Source organism: Pseudomonas sp. XS1P51, assembly GCF_054897845.1.
Map to the genome: position 1 here is coordinate 1290278 of NZ_CM142707.1, position 18437 is coordinate 1308714.

Sequence of the window (18437 nt, forward strand, 5' to 3'; positions counted from 1 at the left end):
TTGCCTGCACGCCTGCTTCGATGCTTACCCGAGAGATTCTTTGATATGGATATTTTCAAGCGTCATTTCGTCCCTACACCGATGGCTTCCGGTTCTGACTCAGTGTTGAGCACCAGCGTCCTGTTGACTGACCGTGATGAGTTTGCACGCTGGGGCAGCACCGCTGGGCTGGTGGTCATTCAGATGGACATTGAACGTCTGGCCGCGCCGGATGAACTGGAAAAACTCCTGTCGCGCCTCGATGCGAGCCGTGCGCACACCGTCCTTTGTGCATTGTCTGGCGAATGCCCGACAGCGATTGAGCAATACCCCGCGGTCAGTCAATGTGCGCAGGTTTTTTGGGCGTTGCTCCAAGGCCTGATCGGCCAATCCCGAGCCGTCGCGCTGGTGGGGCTACGTCGTCGCGACGCCTTGGCGGCCAGTGTGCTCGATGGCCTGGGGTTGTCCGCGTGCCAGGAAACGACACGCCTAAGTTATGCCTCGCTAATTGTTGAGGGTGAGCTGACGTCGAGGTTGACCCAGGCGATTGCCACTGTGTTGGACCAGCCCGGCGTAAGGCATCGCTTTGACGGGCAAACCCTGGCCCGTGAGCACCTTGAGCCAGTGGGCAATCCTGTTGAGTCGAGTCCGAGATCCACCTTGCGACACAACGGTTGTTACGTGGTCACGGGCGGCGGCGGTGGTGTTGGGCGGCTGCTCTGTCAGTGGCTGGCTCGTGAGTACCAGGCCAAGGTCTGTGTGGTCGGACGATCCTCGGTGGATGACGAACGACGCGCCATGCTCCTGGCGCACGGAGTGACCTCTTATGTGCAGGCCGATGTGGCGGACCGGCAGGCACTGGCGGGGGCACTGAATCATTTCAAGGATCGTTATGGTGCGATCGACGGCGTTTTTCACTTGGCAGGTACGACGGCCGATCGCTTGCTGATCAACAAAAACAGTGCAGATATAGAGCGGGTGCTGCTGCCCAAGATTGCCGGCAGCTTGAATCTTTGGGCCCTGGACTCATTGATACAGCCAGGCTTTGTATGCCACTTCAGTTCCCTCAGTGGGCTGGTGGGCAATGTTGGTCAGGCTGACTACGCCGCTGCAAATGGTTTTATCGATGAGCTGACCGATTTTGTCAGTCGCCAGGCGCCAGCCGGTCGCGCTTGCTGGCAGTCGATTAACTGGGGATTGTGGGCTTCCGAGGGCATGCAAATGGCTGAAGGGAGCAGTGAGTTACTGCCCCTGTCGGATGAGCAGGGTTTGGCGGCATTGCGCACCATCCTCGACCAGGCCGCGCCGCGTCTGGTGGCCTTCGCAGGTAGCCGCGCAGTACTCGGCGCACTGAACACCTCCAGTGGCGGGAAAGACGTAAAAGATGCAGCCGCGGCCGTGAGCTTGCCATCCCTGAGTCAGGTCAGTGAGTGGATTGGTTCACTGGTTTATACCTTCAGCGGCTTACGCGATGTGGCACATGACGCATCGCTGGTGGCGTTGGGCGTGACGTCTTCGACGCTGATCAGCATTGTCTCGGCCCTGGAGCATCGATTGAACGGTAGCGGAGTCGCGGTGTCCCTGAGCAAGGCGCTGATTTTCGATTACTCATCAGTGACGGCGTTGAGTGAGTATTTGCTCGGCACCCAGCCCCAGGCGCTCGCTGCGGCATTTGCCAGTGAAGGGGCAGATCCGTCCCGGCCTTTGCCGGCCATCGAGACGATTGCGCCCACGCCTGGCGCGCACATCAACTTTGAGGACCGTCTGACACAGTGGGTGCAAGAGGTGGTTCGGCGCTTCAGCGGGATAACCGATCCGTCGCTGGACGATAACCTGCTTCAGCGTGGCCTGGATTCGGTGGCCAGTATCAACATTGCCACCGAACTGGCTCGACGTTTGTCGACCCAGGCCCCGGTCAGCTTCAGCAAGACGCTGTTGTTTGAATACTCGAGCATCAGTCAGATGGTGCGTTTCCTGATAGATCGCTATCCGGCGCAGATTGCCGCCGTGCTGGACACTGCAGTGGCCCGGACGGTGCCGGGCGTTACTTCTGCCGCCGTGACGGCGACGGTGGCGGTCAGTCCCGTGGTCGATGTTGCCTCGGGTTTCAGTGCTCACTATCGGCCTGATGACATCGCGATTGTTGGCGTGGCGGGCGAGTTTCCGGGGGCGGACAACCTCGCCCAGTTGTGGGTATTGCTTGAGTCCGGGGCCGAGGCGATCAGCGTCATCCCCGCGCAACGTTGGGACTGGCAGCTCGATTACTCAGCCGACCCGAAACAACCGGGCGCGAGCTACGGCCGTCATGGCGGTTTTCTGCGGCGAGCCAAACAGTTCGATCCGGCGTTTTTTTCCATCACCCCGATCGAGGCGGCGCGTATTGATCCTCAGGAACGGCGGTTGCTGGAAATGGCCTACCATGCCCTGGAAGACGCCGGGCATTTTGCCGATCCGCTGGAGGACACCGGGGTCTTCACCGCTGCGATGTTCGGCCATTATCAAAACCTGAACGCCGCCAACGCAGTCAGCAGTTCATTTGCCTCGATCGCCAACCGCATTTCGTACACCTTTAACCTCCAGGGGCCGAGCCTGTGTGTCGATACCATGTGTTCGGGGTCGCTGACTGCCCTGCATCTGGCGATCAACAGTCTGCGCAGTGGCGAATGCACCCAGGCGCTGGTCGGTGCGGTCAACATCATGCCTCACCCGGGCAAGTTCAAACTGCTGTCGGCGGGACGTTTCCTGAGCCCCAGCGGACGTTGCCACAGCTTTGGTATCGAAGCCGACGGTTATGTGCCGGGTGAGGGGGCTATCGCTCTGATGCTCAAGCCGCTGGCCCAGGCGCAAGCCAATGGTGACCGGATACACGGGGTCATTCGTGCCACTGCGCTCAATAGTGGCGGGCGCTCCAGCGGTTTTACCGTGCCCTCGGCAAGAGCTCAGGAAAAGGTCATACGCCAGGCGTTAAGCAAGGCCGGCGTGGACGCCAGCCAGATCGATTATGTGGAAGCCCATGGCACCGGCACTCGACTGGGCGATCCGATCGAGATCAACGCACTGAGTGCGGCCTATGGCACGCGTCAGGGCGAGCGACGCTGCATCGGTTCGATCAAGAGCAATATCGGGCACCTTGAATCGGCTGCCGGGCTGGCCGGCCTGGTCAAAATCCTGTTGCAGTTCCAGCATCAGTCGCGGGTGCCGACGCTCAACTGTGAAATCGAAAACCCCTGGTTGAACCTGGGCGACACTGATTTGCGCTTGCCGCGGACCACCGAACCCTGGACCGCTGACACGCCGCTGCTGGCCGGGCTCAGTTCGTTCGGCGCCGGGGGCTCCAATGCGCATGTCATCGTTCAGCAGTACATCGATGCGCCGCTCGCGCCGGCGCCACAGGCGGAATATTTGTTGCCTGTTTCGGCGCGCACACCCTTGGCGTTGAAGGCCCGGATCAACGATTTGCTCGCCTGGATCGACAAACATCCGCAGGCCAGTCTAGCAGCGGTTGCCTATACCCTGGGCGTCACACGTGAACACTTTGGGCACCGTGCCTGTTTCGTTGGCGACAGCCTGGCTCGCTTCAAGCAACAGCTGCTGGATGCCGCAGCGGGCGTGTCTGTCGTGGCTCAATCGCGGTCTACCCTGCAGCCCCTTCAAGCGTCCTATCTGGCGGGGGAAACACTGAATTTCGCGGCGTTGCATGACAGCCGCAGACTGGTCTCGTTGCCGCATTATCCGTTCGAAGAACAATCGTATTGGGACGACCAGCTCGTTACCTCCGGGCCGGCGGGCGCTGACCTTCTCAAACCTGAGGGCGAGGACGTTCCGGCGCTGGCGAAGGCCTCGGTGCCCGTGTGTTTTCAAGCCGTTTGGGAATCCCAGCCCGTTCAGGCATCGGGCGGTGCGCGAGGGCAGGGCGCCATTGTCTTTTGCAACCCGTCACAGGCCCGGGCGTTGATCGGCCAACCGCACATCGTGGTGGTCACACTCGGTGACAGCCTGCGTCTGGACGAACATTTCGCCCAAGTGCGCAGCGATTCGATCGACGATTGCCAACAAGTCTTGCAGCGTTATGCCCCAGGTGATGGATCGCTGCGACCGTGGCTGATCAATCTGCTGCAAAGTTCCGCTGAAGACATGCAGGCTGCATGGGCGCGCTGGCAGTTCACGCTGGCCAAGGCAATCAGTGCTGCCGGGGCGCGATACCGGATGGCGTTTGTCCACGAAGAAGGCCTGGAGGTGTGGCCGATGCCCGCAGCCGGGGCCGTGAGCCGACTGTTTCGCGTGCTGCAAATGGAACAACCCGAATTCGAACTGCTGTCGATGACCGTTGCATCCCAGGACTTCGAGCATGTACCTGAGCTGCTGGTATCTGTGCTGAGTGAACTGGCCAATGTCGCTGACGGTTTCAACGCCACTCGGCACGTGGCCGGTGAACGCTGGCAGGCCCGCATTCGTGAAGTTCCTTGGCCTGTGGCGGCCGGCAGTCGTTTTCGTAACAAGGGCGTCTACCTGATCACCGGGGGTCTGGGGCTGATCGGGTTGGCCGTCGCGGCGCGCTTGATCAGGCAGTTCGACGCCACGGTCGTGCTGGTCGGTCGCAGTGCCGCCGGGGAAGCAACCCGAGACAAACTTGCCGGACTGGCAGCACCGGCGAACGTCGACTACATCAGCGCTGACATCGGCGACAGCGTTGCAGTGAATGATTTGATCAAGTCGGTCATTGCCCGACATGGTGCATTGCACGGAGTGCTGCATGCTGCCGGCATCATCTGCGACGGGCTGTTGCGCAACAAACAGCTGGAAGACTTCCAGAAAGTGATAGCCGTGAAGCTCAACGGAGCGCGTCATCTCGATAATGCAACCGCCGATGTGGCGTTGGATTTCTTCGTGTTGTTTTCCTCGATCTCCGGATTGTTCGGCAATGTCGGCCAGGCCGATTACGCCGTGGCGAATCATTATCTGGACCTGTTCGCCTTCGGTCGTCAGCGGCAAGTCACCCGAGGTCGTCGGTGTGGTTTGAGCCTGTCGGTGAATTGGCCTTTGTGGCAAGGCACCGACGACCCGGTCCTGGTCGCCCTTGGGCGCTATTTTCACGATAACTACGGCATGCAGCCGTTGACCCCCGCCGCAGGCGTCGACCTGTTGGTGAGGCTGATTGATGGGGTGGACGGGAGCATGACGCAGATTGCCCCGTTTGTAGGCGACAGCGAGAAAATCCGTCGCAGTGTCACTCCCGACGGACTGCGCAGCCACTCAGCGCTGAAACCCGGTGCAGTGAACGCCACTAAAACAATCAGCGAATCGGCTACGCTGGAGCAACTCAAGCTTCGGCTCAAGGCACTGGTGAGTGCGTTGACCGGTTTACTCCCCCAGAATATTGATGACCAATGCAGTTTTGGTGACCTGGGTTTGAACTCGGTCATGTTGCAGCAACTGGCGCAAGACATTGAGGAACAGTTCAAGGTGCCCATGGCCCCCAGCACGCTGTTCACCTACAACTCAGTCGCGCAGTTGATCGAATACCTGCATGAGCGGGGCGCGCAGGCGGCGGCTCCCGTCTCGGCGCCGGAGCTGCAAGCACACCTATCGTCGGCACCAATGGCGCTTTCGGCCGGCGCTGCAGGCGCTGCAGGCGCCGATGACCAACGGATTGCGATCATCGGCATGGACGGCCGCTTGCCCGGCGGCCAGGACCTGGCCGGATTCTGGGAAGGGCTGATGGCCAATCGCAGTGCGATCAAAGCAGTGGAACGCTGGCCCGACAAGGCCCGCCATGCCGGGATCATCCCTGAGATCGGGCACTTCGATGCTCGCTTTTTCGGGATATCGGCGCGCGAGGCGATGCTGATGGACCCGCAACACCGACTGTTTTTGCAAGCGTGCTACAACACATTGCTAGATGCCGGTTACGCGCCGTCTTCGCTCAAGCGTGTGGGGGTTTTCGCTGGCGTTCAATTCAGCGATTACCAGACTCTGCTGCAGCGTTCCGGACAGAGTTTTCATCCCTTTGCCGCCACCGGGAATGCCCATGCGATGCTGGCTAATCGGGTGTCCTACCTGTTCGATTTCGAAGGCCCGAGCCAGTCCATCGATACCGCCTGTTCGAGTGCATTGGTGGCGGTCAACCGTGCCGTCATGTCGCTGCAACGGGGGGAGTGCGACTACGCGCTGGCGGGGGCGGTCAGTTTGTTGATCGACAGCGACATGACCGAAGCGGCGCAGAGCATGGGCGTGCTATCGCCGAACTTTCGTTGCGCCACGTTCGATAGCGAAGCCGATGGCTACGTTCGTGCAGAGGGGGTTGGCAGCCTGTTGCTCAAGCGTCTGGTCGATGCTCGCCGCGACGGCGACAGCATTCATGCGGTGATCGAGGCCGCCGAGGAGAATCACGGCGGGCGGGCCAACTCGCTGACGGCGCCCAACCCCAACGCGCAGAAGCGTCTGTTGCTTGCCGCCTATACGCCGCCGCTGGCAGCCCGAGTCAGTTACATCGAAACCCACGGCACGGGAACCCGCTTGGGCGATCCGGTGGAAATCGATGCCTTGAAGGGCGCCTGGCACACGCTGGCACCAGGCCAGACGCAGCCGGTTTTGCTCGGTTCGGTCAAGACCAATGTCGGTCATCTGGAACCGGCTGCCGCCATTGCGTCACTATTCAAGGTGATTCTGGCCTTCAAACACCGGGTGCTGCCGGCCAACCTGCATTTGCGCACGCTCAACCCTTACATCGATTTCGAGCATTCGCCGTTCCAGGTGCTGGATCGCAATACGCCTTGGGAGGGGCACGATCGCGTCGCCGGTATCAGCTCGTTCGGTTTCGGTGGGACCAATGCTCACGTGGTCCTGTCCGAACCACCGGCCTTCGCCGTACAGACGTCGTCGACACACGAGGAGCACCTGATCGTCTTGTCTGCGCGCAGTCATAACTCGCTGCTGGCAATGAAGGAAGCCTTGTTCCGTCACCTTGATTCGCCACTGGGTCGGTCACAGGCTTTGGCTGACATCGCGCTCACCCTTGGGGCCGGGCGCGAGCATTTTGAATATCGCCTGGCCTGGAGCGTTCCAACCGTCGATGCGTTGTTGCATGCCTTGCGCGCGGAGCAGACACCGGATGTTCACCACGTTGGACGAGGCACCGAGCCGGCCGAAATCGACAGGCAATGGCCGGACCTTCGCGAACAGTATCTGCATGGGGGGGCGGTGCAATGGTCGACCTTGTACCCGCAGGCTGGCCGGCTCCATTTGCCCGGTTATGCCTTCGATACGCGCCGGTATTGGTTTGACGATGATTCACAGGTTCACCCGGGCAATCGCTGAAATCACAGGAGCAGAACATGCACACGGACGAGACACACAACATGACAGCACACCTGAAACCGCAACCGGCCGAAAAAGTGGTGATTGTCGGGGCTGCTTGTCGCCTGCCCGGCAGCGAGTCACTGTCGGCCTATTGGCAGAACCTGATGGCCGGTCAGCGTTGCGTTGCCCCGGTCACGCGATGGGAGTCTCTGCGCGGGACGGCGGTGCATGGTGGCCTGCTGGCGCATGTGGACGAGTTCGATGCGGGGTTTTTCCGCATCTCGCCCAACGAAGCGCGCTGCATGGACCCGCAACAACGGTTGCTGATGGAAACCGTGCAACATCTGATGGATGACTGCGGTGTGCCGATCCAGACCTTGCGCGACTTGCAGTGCGGGGTGTTTTGCACCGGTCTGCCCGGGGACTATAAGTTTCTGTTTGCCCAGGAGCCTGAAGCGGCTTTCAGCAGCCACAGCTTTCTTGGCAACGCTACGTCGTCATTGGCGGGCAGAGTGTCTTATTTCTACGATTTCCATGGCCCCTCGGTGAGCCTTGATACCGCTTGCTCATCGTCATTGACAGCCTTGCAGATTGCCGTTTCACAGCTGCGTGCCGGTGAATGCGAGGCTGCGTTGGTGGCCGGGGTCTCGGTGTTTGCCACACCGGAGGTATTCGAGTTTGCCCAGCGCTCGAACATGTTGTCGGCGCGGGGGCACTGTGACGCCTTCGGTGACGAAGCCGACGGTTTCGTCCCGGCCGAGGGCGTGGCGGCAATCATGTTGATGAACGCCGGCAAGGCCTGGGAACTGGGGCTGGAAGTCCTGGCAAGCATCGAGGCGATCAGCCTGAATCACGACGGCATGAGCAATGGCATGATGGCGCCCAACAGCCAGGCTCAAGCGGCGTTGATCGCCGGTTCCTACGAGCGTAGCGGGATTGAAGTGGGGCGTATCGGCTACGTCGAGGCCCACGGTACGGGCACACGCCTGGGGGATTCGATTGAGGTGGCGGGGCTGGTGAATGGCTTTCGTGCTCAGGCGCAACCTTACGACGTCTATCTGGGCGCCTCGAAAAGCGTCATTGGCCACACGCTGGTGTGTTCCGGGCTGGCCAGCTTGATCAAGACCCTGCTGATCTTTCGTCACAGCACTATTCCGGGCCAGCCTCTGGCGGGTCCCCTCAATAGCGCGCTGGACCTTGATCGGTTCAAGGTCAGCGAGCAGGCCGTCCCCTGGCCGTCCGACAAGACATATGCCTGTGTCAGTGCCTTCGGTTTTACCGGCAGCAACGCTCACCTCGTGCTCGGCAAGCCGGAACGGCGCCAGCTTGAGCCGCAGAACAGCCAGGGCCCCTGGGCTTTTTTGATCAGCGCACAATCCTCTGCCAGCCTTCATGCGCGTGTCCGGCAGGTGCTCGGAATTCTCGATGGGCTGTCGGACGATCAATTGGTGGCGCTCAGCGTGGCGCTTGGCAAAGGAAGCCAGCCGTACCGTCTGCGTCTGGCTGTCACGGCTTCGACTCGTGAGGCCCTGATGGCGCAATTGCAGCAATGGCTGGCGACACCGGCAGGGCAACTCGACGTCGGCTGCTCAAAGGTCGAGGGCCTGGTCGACGCCGTGCTCACCGAACGCTTGCAGCGATGGTTGGCGGGTATCGACCTGCCGCTGTACGGCACCGAGCACGCGGCTCGATACCCGCGAATCGAACTGCCGGGTTACCCGTTTGATCGCAAGTCCTACTGGGTGGGGACCGAACTGATCGCTGCCCAAGCACCCGTTGCGATATCGAGCCCGCGGCGAGGCAATGTTCTGGACACGCTGAAAATTGATCTGGCGCGCTTACTCGGTTTCGATCAGGCCGACATTGATACCAGCCGTTCGCTGCGCGATTACGGGGTCGATTCGATTTCGTTGATTGAGCTGTTGAGCCGATTGGGTGCCGGTGCCAGCCGAATGCAGCCTCATGACGTCTTCGATTTTCCGTCCATTGCCGCACTGGCCCAGGCACTGGAGGGGCTACAACCCGTTTCACCAGTCGCCTCCAGGGAGGATGCTGTCGCGCCGGTCGGCCGGACGCCAATGACCTGGACACAAACAGGGCAAGGGCGCGCCATCGTGCTGCTGCCACCGTTGAACATGAGCGCGCAGGCCTGGATGCAACAAGCCAATGTCCTGACGCGCCAGGGTTTCGCCCTACATATCCCGTCGTATCCCGGTCATCAGGGGACCCCGCTTGATGAGGGGCGTTTTAGCCTGGAAGGGCTGGTGCTGGAAATCGAGGCCTATATTAATGAACAGCTCGAAGGCCGGCCCGTCCCCGTGGTGGGCTGGTCGTTGGGCGGCTGTCTCGCATTGGCGCTGTGCCGCCGAGCCCCGGCAATGGTCGAGTCGATGATCCTGATCAGCACCGCCGCACGTTTTGGCGATGATATCTTCGGCAAAACCATCGAGTTGAATGCTGAACTGCAAACCCATGCCGATTACCTGGATATCTTGCTTGAACCTCGGCAGGGCATCGTCGAGCAGGTCGGGGCCGGAGCGTCGATGAGCACGCTGAGCTGCTACTACCAGATGCTCGTGCAACTGGATTTTAGTGCGCAACTCCCCAGCATTGCTGTGCGGACGTTGATTGTTCATGGTCAGCAGGATGTGGTCATCGCCGGAGCGGATGTGAAGCTGTTACAGCAGTTGCCCAACAGCCGACTGGAAGTGTTTGCCGATCAGGGACATTTCATTCCGTTGACCGCCGGGCGGCGCTTCAATGAACTGCTGCTCGACTTTGTACAGGCTCGGCAACCTTGAATAACCCGACCTGTACCCAACAGGACCTGGGCCAATGCGCACTGGACGGGTTCCTCACCGGCATCGAGTCGCTAGACACGGTCCTGGCGGCAGTCACGGCGGTGTCGGGGCGCTTCAACCTGGAACGCTTCGATCCTGGGTTGTACATCCGTGCGGGTGTCGACTGTCCGCCAGCCATTGTCCGGGCTGTGCCAAGCCGCCAGGCTGAATACCTGGCGGGGCGCTGGCTGAGCCGGCAGCTGTGGGCCAAGCGCAATCTCGCGCCGGTGCAGGTTCATTCAGGGGCGCATCGTCAGCCGATATGGCCGAGCGGTTGGGTCGGTTCCATCAGTCACACATCGACTATCGCCGTCAGTTGCCTGGCCAAGTCTTGCGAGGTCGGACTGCTGGGCCTGGACCTGGAGGACTGGCTGGCACCAGAGGTCGCCGACAGGATCAGCGCCACCATCGTCGACCGCCGGGAAGCCCGCTACCTTGGAATGCTGGGACCTTTTGAGCACATGTTGACCCTGGCTTTTTCCGCCAAGGAAAGTCTGTTCAAGGCCGTTTATCCGCAGGTTGGCCGCTATTTCGATTTCGATGCGGCGCGCCTGGTCGAGGTACATTGGCCCTCGGGACGTCTGGTGTTGAGGGTGATACAAGATCTTTCGGCGTCGATCAGGGCCGGCATGCTGCTCGAAGGTCATTTTCAAATGTGGGCTGGCGCCGTGTTCACGGTCATTGCCCATCCGCCGGGTGCTGTTGCGCACCATCAGGGAGTGGTTCAGTGCCTATCGGGCCGATTGTTTAAGGAAGCGTCATGACTCAACGGTTACTTCAACTTGATCAAGTGTCGTTCAACCTGCCCGACGGGCGCGTGTTGTTCGATCACTTGAACCACACCTTCAGTACCAGAGCCACCGGCATCGTGGGCGCCAATGGCTGTGGTAAGTCCTTGCTTGGCCGGCTCCTGACGGGGGAGCAACTGCCCACCTGCGGCATCGTCCGTCGCGAAGGGCGGGTTTACGCCGTGGCGCAGTTGCTGGAACCTGAGCGCTATCCCAGCGTTGCCGCGCTGGCCGGGGTCGACCATATTCTGGCGGCGCTGGAGCGCATTGCCCAAGGCAGCGTCGACGATGACGACCATTCGCTGGCGGTCGACCAATGGGATTGCGCCACACGCCTTGAGGCGGAACTGCAGCAGATCGGCCTGGGTCACTTGAATGCCGACGCGCGCACCGACGCACTCAGTGGTGGAGAACGGCAACGGGTGGCGCTGCTGGGGGCGTGGTTATCCAGGGCCGACTGGCTCATTCTGGATGAGCCCAGCAACCACCTGGATATTGATCAGCAACACAAGCTTGCGCACCAGATCGATCGCTGGCCCAACGGCCTGGTGTTGATCAGCCACGACCGGGGCCTTCTGGAGCACGTGAACGAAATTGCCGAGCTTTCACCCTTGGGGCTGGCGGTTTATGGCGGCAACTACAGTCAGTATGCGGCGGCACGCGAGCAGGAACAGCAGTCGTTCCAGTTGGCATTGCAAGGGGAGCGGGCGCAGGCCAAGCGTGAGCAACGTGAGAGGGTCGTGCAGATGGAGCGTCAGCAACGGCGTAATGCGCGCGGCGACCGTCAGGCCCGTGACGGCAATCAGACCAAGCTGATCACCAACGCCCAAAAAGAGCGCAGTGAAAACAGTCAGGGAAAATTGCGCCTCAATCAACAGGTGGCCCGGGAGCAGCAGCAACAACGGATCGCCGAGGCCCGTGCGCGGTGTGCTCCGGACATTCAACGCATGATGTTGTCTCCGGAAAGCGTAGTGACCAATGGCAAGCTGATTGTGCAGCTCAACGACGTCATTCTTCCGTTCGGTTATGCGGCGCCGGTCAATCTGACGCTGACCGGGCCGATGCGCATGGCAATCCTGGGCGCCAACGGTAGCGGCAAGTCGACCCTGTTGCGAGTAATCGCCGGCCAACTGCCTGTGCGCGAAGGCGAACTCATCCGTAGTTGCCATGTCGGCTGGCTGGACCAACACGCCGGGTTGCAGTTCCCCGAACGCACGGCGGTGCAATGGCTCTACGAGAGCAATCAGGAGTTGCCTGAGGCCGAGGCGCGGACCCGCCTGGCCCAGATGGGGATTGATACGGATCGTGCGATGCTTAAGACCTGTCAGTTGAGTGGTGGTGAACGCCTGAAAATAGCCTTGGCTGCGCAGCTGTATGCACAGCGGCCACCGCAATTGCTGTTGCTGGACGAACCGGATAATCATTTGGATCTGCCCAGTAGAGTCGCGCTGGAGCAGATGCTTAATCAGTACCAAGGGGCATTAATAGTGGTCTCCCACGACAGCTCTTTTTTACAGGCCATTCATATGGACGCCGAGTTTCATTTCGATAGCGAGCCGTCGGTGTCCGGGAAGTGATGATGACCGGCGACGCCTTGCCCCAGGCAAAGGCGCTGGTTTGCCCTGTAATCTTAAGCCCGGCCGGCATCATTTCGGATAAAGCGGCGGCAAGCCACTGTCGCCCACCGGGTCATGAACCCGCTCGGCGATTGGAATGGCCCGAATCGCACGCCACAAATCCTCACCTTGCCAATGCTGCCCAGTTTCGCTGTACAGCGCCCCATTCAAACCATCCAGCGCATCGGACAACGGTACAAATCGTGCAGCCATGTCGGCGAGGGTTTCCGGTTGTTGCCGGGCCCAGGCGTCGAGGGCCTGGCGGGTGGCGTGGGAATCGTTGGCCTGGCACGCGCGCTTGAGGTCGTCGAGCACGGTGCGCGGGCTCGGGCCGGTCTGCGCCGCACGCAGGATCGCCGGTTGCCAGCGGGCGCGCCACCAGAGACCGAAGCCCAGCAAGGTCGTGCAGGCGAGAATGACGGTGCTGAGCTTCCACCACCAGAGGGCTTCGTTGTCGGCAGCGAAAATGACTGGAGGCATGCCGGCCGGAGTGTCGACCGCCAGGCTCGGATTGCTCGCCACTTGCAGGGTCCGGGCCGGCAGGCTGCTGTGTTCCAGGTGATCCTCGAAGGTGTTCCACCAGACCACTTCCACCGCCGGCAACTCGATTGAGCCCATGCGGGTAGGCACCAGGGCTTCACGGTCTTCGCGACTGCCGATCAGGCCGCGCTCGCTGTTCTGGTTGCCCAGCACTGGTTGATCCGGGTAACGCCGCAGGCCATTGACGTCGGTCGCCGGCAACGGTGGCAATTGTGAACTGGCCAGGCCTTCGGCCTTCACGGTCAGGCTGCGGGTCAGGGAATCGCCTACTTGAGTGTGATCCGGTTCCGGGTTCCAGCTTTCGCTCAGGCTCAGGCTGCGGGCCGGCAGCCACGGCACGTCAGCGGGATAGGTTGCGGGTTTGGCCTTCACCGTCAACGGGATCTCGGCCGAGCTGACGCGCATCAGTTTGCCGGATTTCGGTACCTGGGATTCGACGTCCTGGGTGGGCTGTGCGTCCACCAGCGTGGCACTGAAGATTTGCGCCGGAATGATCAATTGGCCGCTGTGTTGCGGGTAGATCGCGTAGCGCATCTCGATCACGCCATGGCGCAGGCCATTGATGTCTTTTTCGTAAGTGCGCGACTCACCCAGCTGTTCGATGCGCGCATCGGGAATCTGTAACGGGGTCAGGCTGCTGTCGTCGTACAGCGACACCGAATGGTAAATGCGCAAGGTCAGGATCGCCTGGGCCTGCACATACACGCTGTTCTGGTCTAGGCTGGCGTCGATGAACACCGGGGCCAGTTTGTTGGTGCTGTCCTGGGTTTCGCTTTCGACCACTTGTACGGTGATCGGCTGGCTCTGGAAGTCACCCAGTTGCAGGGACGGAATCACCACGCTGCCGTTCTGGCGAGGCAGCAGGGTGATGATCCAGCGGGTGGTGGCGCGGTTGTCGCCGTTAATGGTGGTCAATTGGTTGACCTGGCGGGTGCCGCGCACTTCGAACAGTGGCTCCAGCGGTGTCAGGTCAGGCTTGCCGAACAGCGTCACGTCGTTGGACTCCAGGATCAGTTCGACCGTCTCGCCGGAGTTCAGGCGACTGCGATCCACACTGGCGACCAGCCCTGCGGCCTGGGCCTGAGCGGTCCAGAGCAGCAGTGCGAGCAAGAAGGAGGTGAAGCGGCTCATCGAGTTTTTCCCTGATCCTGATGTTGTTGCTGTTCGTACCAGAATTTGCGTCTGAGCAATTCGCCCGGATCGTCCGGAATCTTGCGCAGCCATTGCTCCAGTGCCTGGCGCTGCTCGCCATCGATGGAGTCGCTGGCCGGGCGCAAGGGTGGTTTGGTGCTTTGCTCGTCCCCCAGTTCGCTGCCGGGGACCTCATTGCTGCCGGGTTGCGGCGCACTGGTGGCAGGTGCTTCGGTGTCCGGCGAGGTCGACTGGGCATCGGTTTTCGGATCGCCCTTGCTCGACGGTTGAGTGGCTGCGCCGGGAGGCTGTTCTGGCGTGCCGGTTTCGCCCTCGCTGCCTTCTGTTTTGTCCGGCTCAGCGGGCTTCGGTGTGTTTTTCTGCTTGAGCAGCGCTTCCACCAAGGCCTTGTTGGTCAGGGCCGGGCGTAAATCCGGCTGACGTTCCAGCGCCTGCTCGTAAGCGTCCAGCGCGGCTTCCAGCTCCCCGCTTTTGGCCAAGGCATTGCCACGATTGTAGTGGGCGTGGGCGTCATTGCCTTCGGCGAACCGCTGGGCGGCGCCACTGTAGTCGCCGGCTTCATAGAGCGCCACACCTTGCCATTGCGGGTTTTCGAAATGCTGGGCGGCCTCGGCCGGGCGCTTCTGTTTGAGCAAATGCAAACCCTGCTGGTCGGGTCGCAGCCATAAGTCTTCGAAGTCGAAGGCGTAGCTTTTTTGGGGCATCAGGAACAGCAGCGGCAAGCAGAACAACCAGCCTCGACGACCGGCGCAGGCCGCCAGTAGCAATAACGGCAACAACAGCCAATAACCCTGGTCCGCCCACGTGTCGAGGCGCAGGGTCTGGCCGTCGTTGCGCAGATGGCGTGGACCGTCGAGCAGGCCGAGGCCGCGCAGGTCGGCATCGTCCAGGCGCGCATGGCGATAGCGTCCATCCCGATCGTTGACGAAGGCTTTCAGGCCGGGTTCGTCCAGGTGTGGCACCAGAATCGCGCCTTGATCATCCTTCAGAAAACTGCCGTCCTCCTGAGTGATCGGCGCGCCTTCGGCGGTGCCGATACCGAGCATCAGAAATTGCGTCGCTTTGCCGTCCAGCACCTGACTGATCCCCTGGCGTTCCAGTTCTGTGAGGGACGAACCGATCAGCAGGATCCGGCCGTCGCCCAGCGCGCCCTGATTGAGCAGTGCAAGGGCCTTGCTCACCGCGAGATCGGCGCGATGGCCGGCCTGGGGCATGAGCGACGGCTTGAGCGCATCCAGCAGATTACGACTGGTGGAGAGGTCGTCCGACAGCGGCACCAGCGTGTGAGCGCTGCCGGCGTAGACGACGATGGCGGTCTGGGCGTCGCTGCGGTTTTGCAGCAGGTCGAACAGCTTGCGCCGGGCTTGTTCCAGGCGGTTGGGTTGAACGTCGGTGGCGAGCATTTCCGGGGTCAGTTCCAGGATCACCACCAGCGGGTCGGCCGGTTTCTGACTGGTTTGCTCGACACGCTCCCAGCTCGGCCCCAGCAGCGCCAGAATGGTCAGCACCCACGCCACACCCAAGGCGATCCACGGCAGTTTGCTGTCACGACCGCTGCCGCCACTGAGCAACGCCGCGTGAAAGGCCGGCGGCAGAATCATCTGCCAGCGCCCGGCGCGCTTCTGCCGGTGCCAGAGTTGCCAGAGCAACCAGCCCAGCAACGGCAACAACAGCAACCACCAGGGGCGGAACCAGTACGGCCAGAGCGCACTCATCGGCGCCTCCGCAGGCGTAGGCGTTTGAGCCGCTGGCGCCAGTCAGGCAGTTGCGTTTGCAAGAACAGATCCTTGGTAAACAGCCGCTGCAACGGGTTGTCCGGCCAGCGCTCGCGCACCACCAGCAGCATGCTCAACAACAACGCCATCGCCAAAGGCCAGTGGTACAACGCCTGGGCCGGGCGGGCCTGGGTCGGTTGTTGGGTCACGGGTTCCAGTTGGTCGAGGGTGTCCTTGATCGTTTGCAGTTCCTTGCCGTCGCGGGCACGGAAGTATTGACCGCCGGTGGCTTCGGCGATGGCCTTCAAGGCAGGCTCGTCGAGGTCCAGGCTCGGGTTGATGCCCAGGAAACCGAGGGTGCCGCTTTGCTCGGGATCAGCGCCGATGCCGATCGGGTAGATTTTCACGCCTTCTTTAGCCGCCAGTCGTGCCGCCGTGAGCGGGTCGATTTCGCCGCCGTTGTTGGCACCATCGGTGACCAGGATCAGCACACGGCTCTGGGCCGGACGCATGCGCAGGCGCTTGAGTGCCAGGCCGATGGCATCGCCGATGGCGGTATTCTTGCCGGCGATGCCAATCCGCGCTTCGTCGAGCCACACACGCACGGTGCGCCGGTCGAACGTCAGCGGCGCTTGCAGGTAAGCCCTACTGCCAAAAAGGATCAGGCCGACACGGTCGCCTTCGCGCTTTTCGAGGAAGTCGCCGAGCAAATGCTGAACCAGCGAGAGGCGGCTGACGTCATCGTTCTGCCATTGCATGTCCGGGAAATCCATGGAGCCGGAGACATCCACCGCCACCAGCAAATCACGGCCGCTGGCGGCAATCGGCAGGGGTTCGCCCAGCCATTGCGGACGCGCCGCGGCCATCAGCAACAACAACCACAACAGCATGAACGGCGCTTGCTGACGCCAGGCCGGCAGGTTGGCGCGGGCACGCCGTCGGGCCAGGCCTTCAAGGTCGCTGAGGAAGCTGACTTTGAGCGCCGGTTCGCCACTGTCCGCCACGGGCAACACGAGGCGCATCAGCCAGGGCAGCGGCAGCAGGGCGAAGATCCACGGCCAGGCGAACTCAAACATGTTTGCGAATCCAGGTGTCGACGGCTTGGGTCAGGCCGGCGATGGCTTTGTCGTCGAGTTTGCATTCGGGTTTGTAGGCGCCTTCGACCAGCACCATCCAGCGCGTCAGGCCAGCGGCCGGGCAACGGTTGTCGAGAAACGCCAGCCATTTGCGCCCGTTCAGGGTGTGACTCTGGCTGTAGGGGTAATGGTTGCGGCACAGGCGCTTGAGCAAACCGTTGAGTTGCTGCAGCCAGGCACCGGCCGGCGCGCCGTCGTAGGGTTTGGGCATCAGCGCCAGTTCGGCCAGCGCAGCCAGGCGCACCGGGTCCAGCGGTTGTTCGGCGCGCACGATCGGGCGCTTGTTCGGCAGGAGTTTCCGCGCCTTCCAGAGGCCGAAGCCGATCAGCGGCAGCAACAACAGCAATAGCCACCAACCCGGCGCCACTGGCCAGAAACCGATGGGCGGCGGGGAAATCAGCGGTTGCAGTTGATCGAGGCTGCTCATCGACCTTTCCCCGGTTTCTGTGGGTTCAGGTATTCGCGCAGTTGTTCGACCATCTCGCTCTGGGTGCTCAGTGGCATCAGCAACACCCGCAGCTTCTGTGCGAGCAGTTCCCAGCGGGCGATGCGCGCTTCGGCCTGGGCGCGGTACGTCTGGCGCAGGTCGAAATTCAGGGTGTCGAGTTCCAGTTGCGCGCCGCGTTCGGCAAAACGCAAAAGCCCGGCGGCGGGCAGGGCGTGATCCAGCGGGTCGGACACCGGCAGCAGCAACAGGTCGCAATGGCGCGACAACAGGCTCAACTGTTGTTCGGCACCCTCGGTCAGCGCGCGTTCGTCGCAGATCACGATCACCAGGCTGCCGGGGCGTAGCACCTCACGGGCACGGCGCAGGGCAATGCCGAAGGCGTCGCGGTCCGGTTCGCTTTCGGTGTGCAGCGACTGATTGACCCGCACCAGGCGGTTGAGCAATTGCAGCAGGCTCTGTTTGCTGCGCCGGGGTTTGATCTCGTAATGCTCGTTGTCGCCGAACACCAACCCGCCCACCCGATCATTATGCCCGAGCGCCGCCCAGCCGATCAGGCTCGCGGCCTGGGCGGCGAGGACCGATTTGAACATCAGTCCGGAGCCGAAAAACAGCCGACGGCTTTGCTCGACCATGATGAAAATCGGTCGTTCGCGTTCTTCGTGGAACAGCTTGGTGTGCGGCTCCTGCGTGCGGGCCGTGACGCGCCAGTCGATGGTCCGCACGTCGTCGCCGGCCTGATAGACCCGCACCTGATCGAAATCCACGCCGCGGCCACGTAGCTTGGAGTGGTGCAGGCCGATCAGCGGGCTGCGCTGGCTCGGCGTGGAAAACAACCGCACTTCACGCACGCGATGGCGCATCTCGATCAGCTCGGCGAGGCTGACACGGATGCCCGGCTCGGGCGGCAGGAGGGCGTTCATCGGG

The 18437-nt window shown here is 61.8% G+C and carries 9 protein-coding genes; 4 read left to right on the forward strand and 5 right to left on the reverse strand.

The features are described from left to right. Positions 1-45 precede the first annotated feature (45 nt). From ACYZUD_RS06070 to ACYZUD_RS06085, 4 genes are read left to right on the forward strand one after another with little or no spacing between them, the layout of a single operon-like run. Complete coding sequence (locus ACYZUD_RS06070) at positions 46-7296, forward strand: SDR family NAD(P)-dependent oxidoreductase (RefSeq protein ID WP_462023093.1); 7251 nt, start codon at positions 46-48, stop codon at positions 7294-7296. A gap of 17 nt (positions 7297-7313) precedes the next feature. Then, positions 7314-10079: an alpha/beta fold hydrolase gene (locus tag ACYZUD_RS06075; RefSeq protein ID WP_462023094.1), complete on the forward strand. Its 2766-nt coding sequence runs from the start codon at positions 7314-7316 to the stop codon at positions 10077-10079. Next, positions 10076-10882, forward strand: coding sequence for a 4'-phosphopantetheinyl transferase family protein (locus ACYZUD_RS06080; RefSeq protein ID WP_462023095.1), 807 nt, complete (start codon positions 10076-10078; stop codon positions 10880-10882). Before ACYZUD_RS06075 ends, ACYZUD_RS06080 begins: the two co-directional genes overlap by 4 nt. Further along, on the forward strand, positions 10879-12483 hold the full coding sequence (locus tag ACYZUD_RS06085) for an ATP-binding cassette domain-containing protein (protein ID WP_462023096.1): 1605 nt from the start codon (positions 10879-10881) through the stop codon (positions 12481-12483). Before ACYZUD_RS06080 ends, ACYZUD_RS06085 begins: the two co-directional genes overlap by 4 nt. Before the next feature lie 69 nt (positions 12484-12552). On the opposite strand, the gene ACYZUD_RS06090 is transcribed toward ACYZUD_RS06085, so the two are convergent. The 5 genes from ACYZUD_RS06090 to ACYZUD_RS06110 are packed head-to-tail and all read right to left on the reverse strand — an operon-like array spanning position 12553 to position 18433. Further along, positions 12553-14193 (reverse strand): BatD family protein, encoded by a 1641-nt coding sequence (locus tag ACYZUD_RS06090; protein WP_462023097.1) that lies wholly within the window; start codon positions 14191-14193, stop codon positions 12553-12555. Next, a complete protein-coding gene (locus ACYZUD_RS06095; RefSeq protein WP_462023098.1) occupies positions 14190-15929 on the reverse strand; it encodes a tetratricopeptide repeat protein in 1740 nt (579 codons plus the stop codon). The genes ACYZUD_RS06090 and ACYZUD_RS06095 overlap by 4 nt, the downstream gene beginning before the upstream one ends. Continuing rightward, positions 15926-17005: a vWA domain-containing protein gene (locus ACYZUD_RS06100; protein ID WP_462023099.1), complete on the reverse strand. Its 1080-nt coding sequence runs from the start codon at positions 17003-17005 to the stop codon at positions 15926-15928. Before ACYZUD_RS06100 ends, ACYZUD_RS06095 begins: the two co-directional genes overlap by 4 nt. Beyond that, entirely contained in the window at positions 16998-17492 is a 495-nt protein-coding gene (locus ACYZUD_RS06105; protein ID WP_462023100.1) for a DUF4381 domain-containing protein, read from the reverse strand. The genes ACYZUD_RS06100 and ACYZUD_RS06105 overlap by 8 nt, the downstream gene beginning before the upstream one ends. Beyond that, on the reverse strand, positions 17489-18433 hold the full coding sequence (locus tag ACYZUD_RS06110; RefSeq protein WP_462023101.1) for a DUF58 domain-containing protein: 945 nt from the start codon (positions 18431-18433) through the stop codon (positions 17489-17491). The genes ACYZUD_RS06105 and ACYZUD_RS06110 overlap by 4 nt, the downstream gene beginning before the upstream one ends. Between the last annotated feature and the right edge of the window lie 4 nt (positions 18434-18437).

Excerpts from the sequence above, each read along its gene's own strand:
- ACYZUD_RS06070 (WP_462023093.1), top strand. The coding sequence starts at position 46 with ATGGATATTTTCAAGCGTCATTTCGTCCCTACACCGATGGCTTCCGGT.
- ACYZUD_RS06075 (WP_462023094.1), top strand. The coding sequence starts at position 7,314 with ATGCACACGGACGAGACACACAACATGACAGCACACCTGAAACCGCAA.
- ACYZUD_RS06085 (WP_462023096.1), top strand. The coding sequence starts at position 10,879 with ATGACTCAACGGTTACTTCAACTTGATCAAGTGTCGTTCAACCTGCCC.
- ACYZUD_RS06090 (WP_462023097.1), bottom strand. The coding sequence starts at position 14,193 with ATGAGCCGCTTCACCTCCTTCTTGCTCGCACTGCTGCTCTGGACCGCT.
- ACYZUD_RS06095 (WP_462023098.1), bottom strand. The coding sequence starts at position 15,929 with ATGAGTGCGCTCTGGCCGTACTGGTTCCGCCCCTGGTGGTTGCTGTTG.
- ACYZUD_RS06100 (WP_462023099.1), bottom strand. The coding sequence starts at position 17,005 with ATGTTTGAGTTCGCCTGGCCGTGGATCTTCGCCCTGCTGCCGCTGCCC.
- ACYZUD_RS06105 (WP_462023100.1), bottom strand. The coding sequence starts at position 17,492 with ATGAGCAGCCTCGATCAACTGCAACCGCTGATTTCCCCGCCGCCCATC.
- ACYZUD_RS06110 (WP_462023101.1), bottom strand. The coding sequence starts at position 18,433 with ATGAACGCCCTCCTGCCGCCCGAGCCGGGCATCCGTGTCAGCCTCGCC.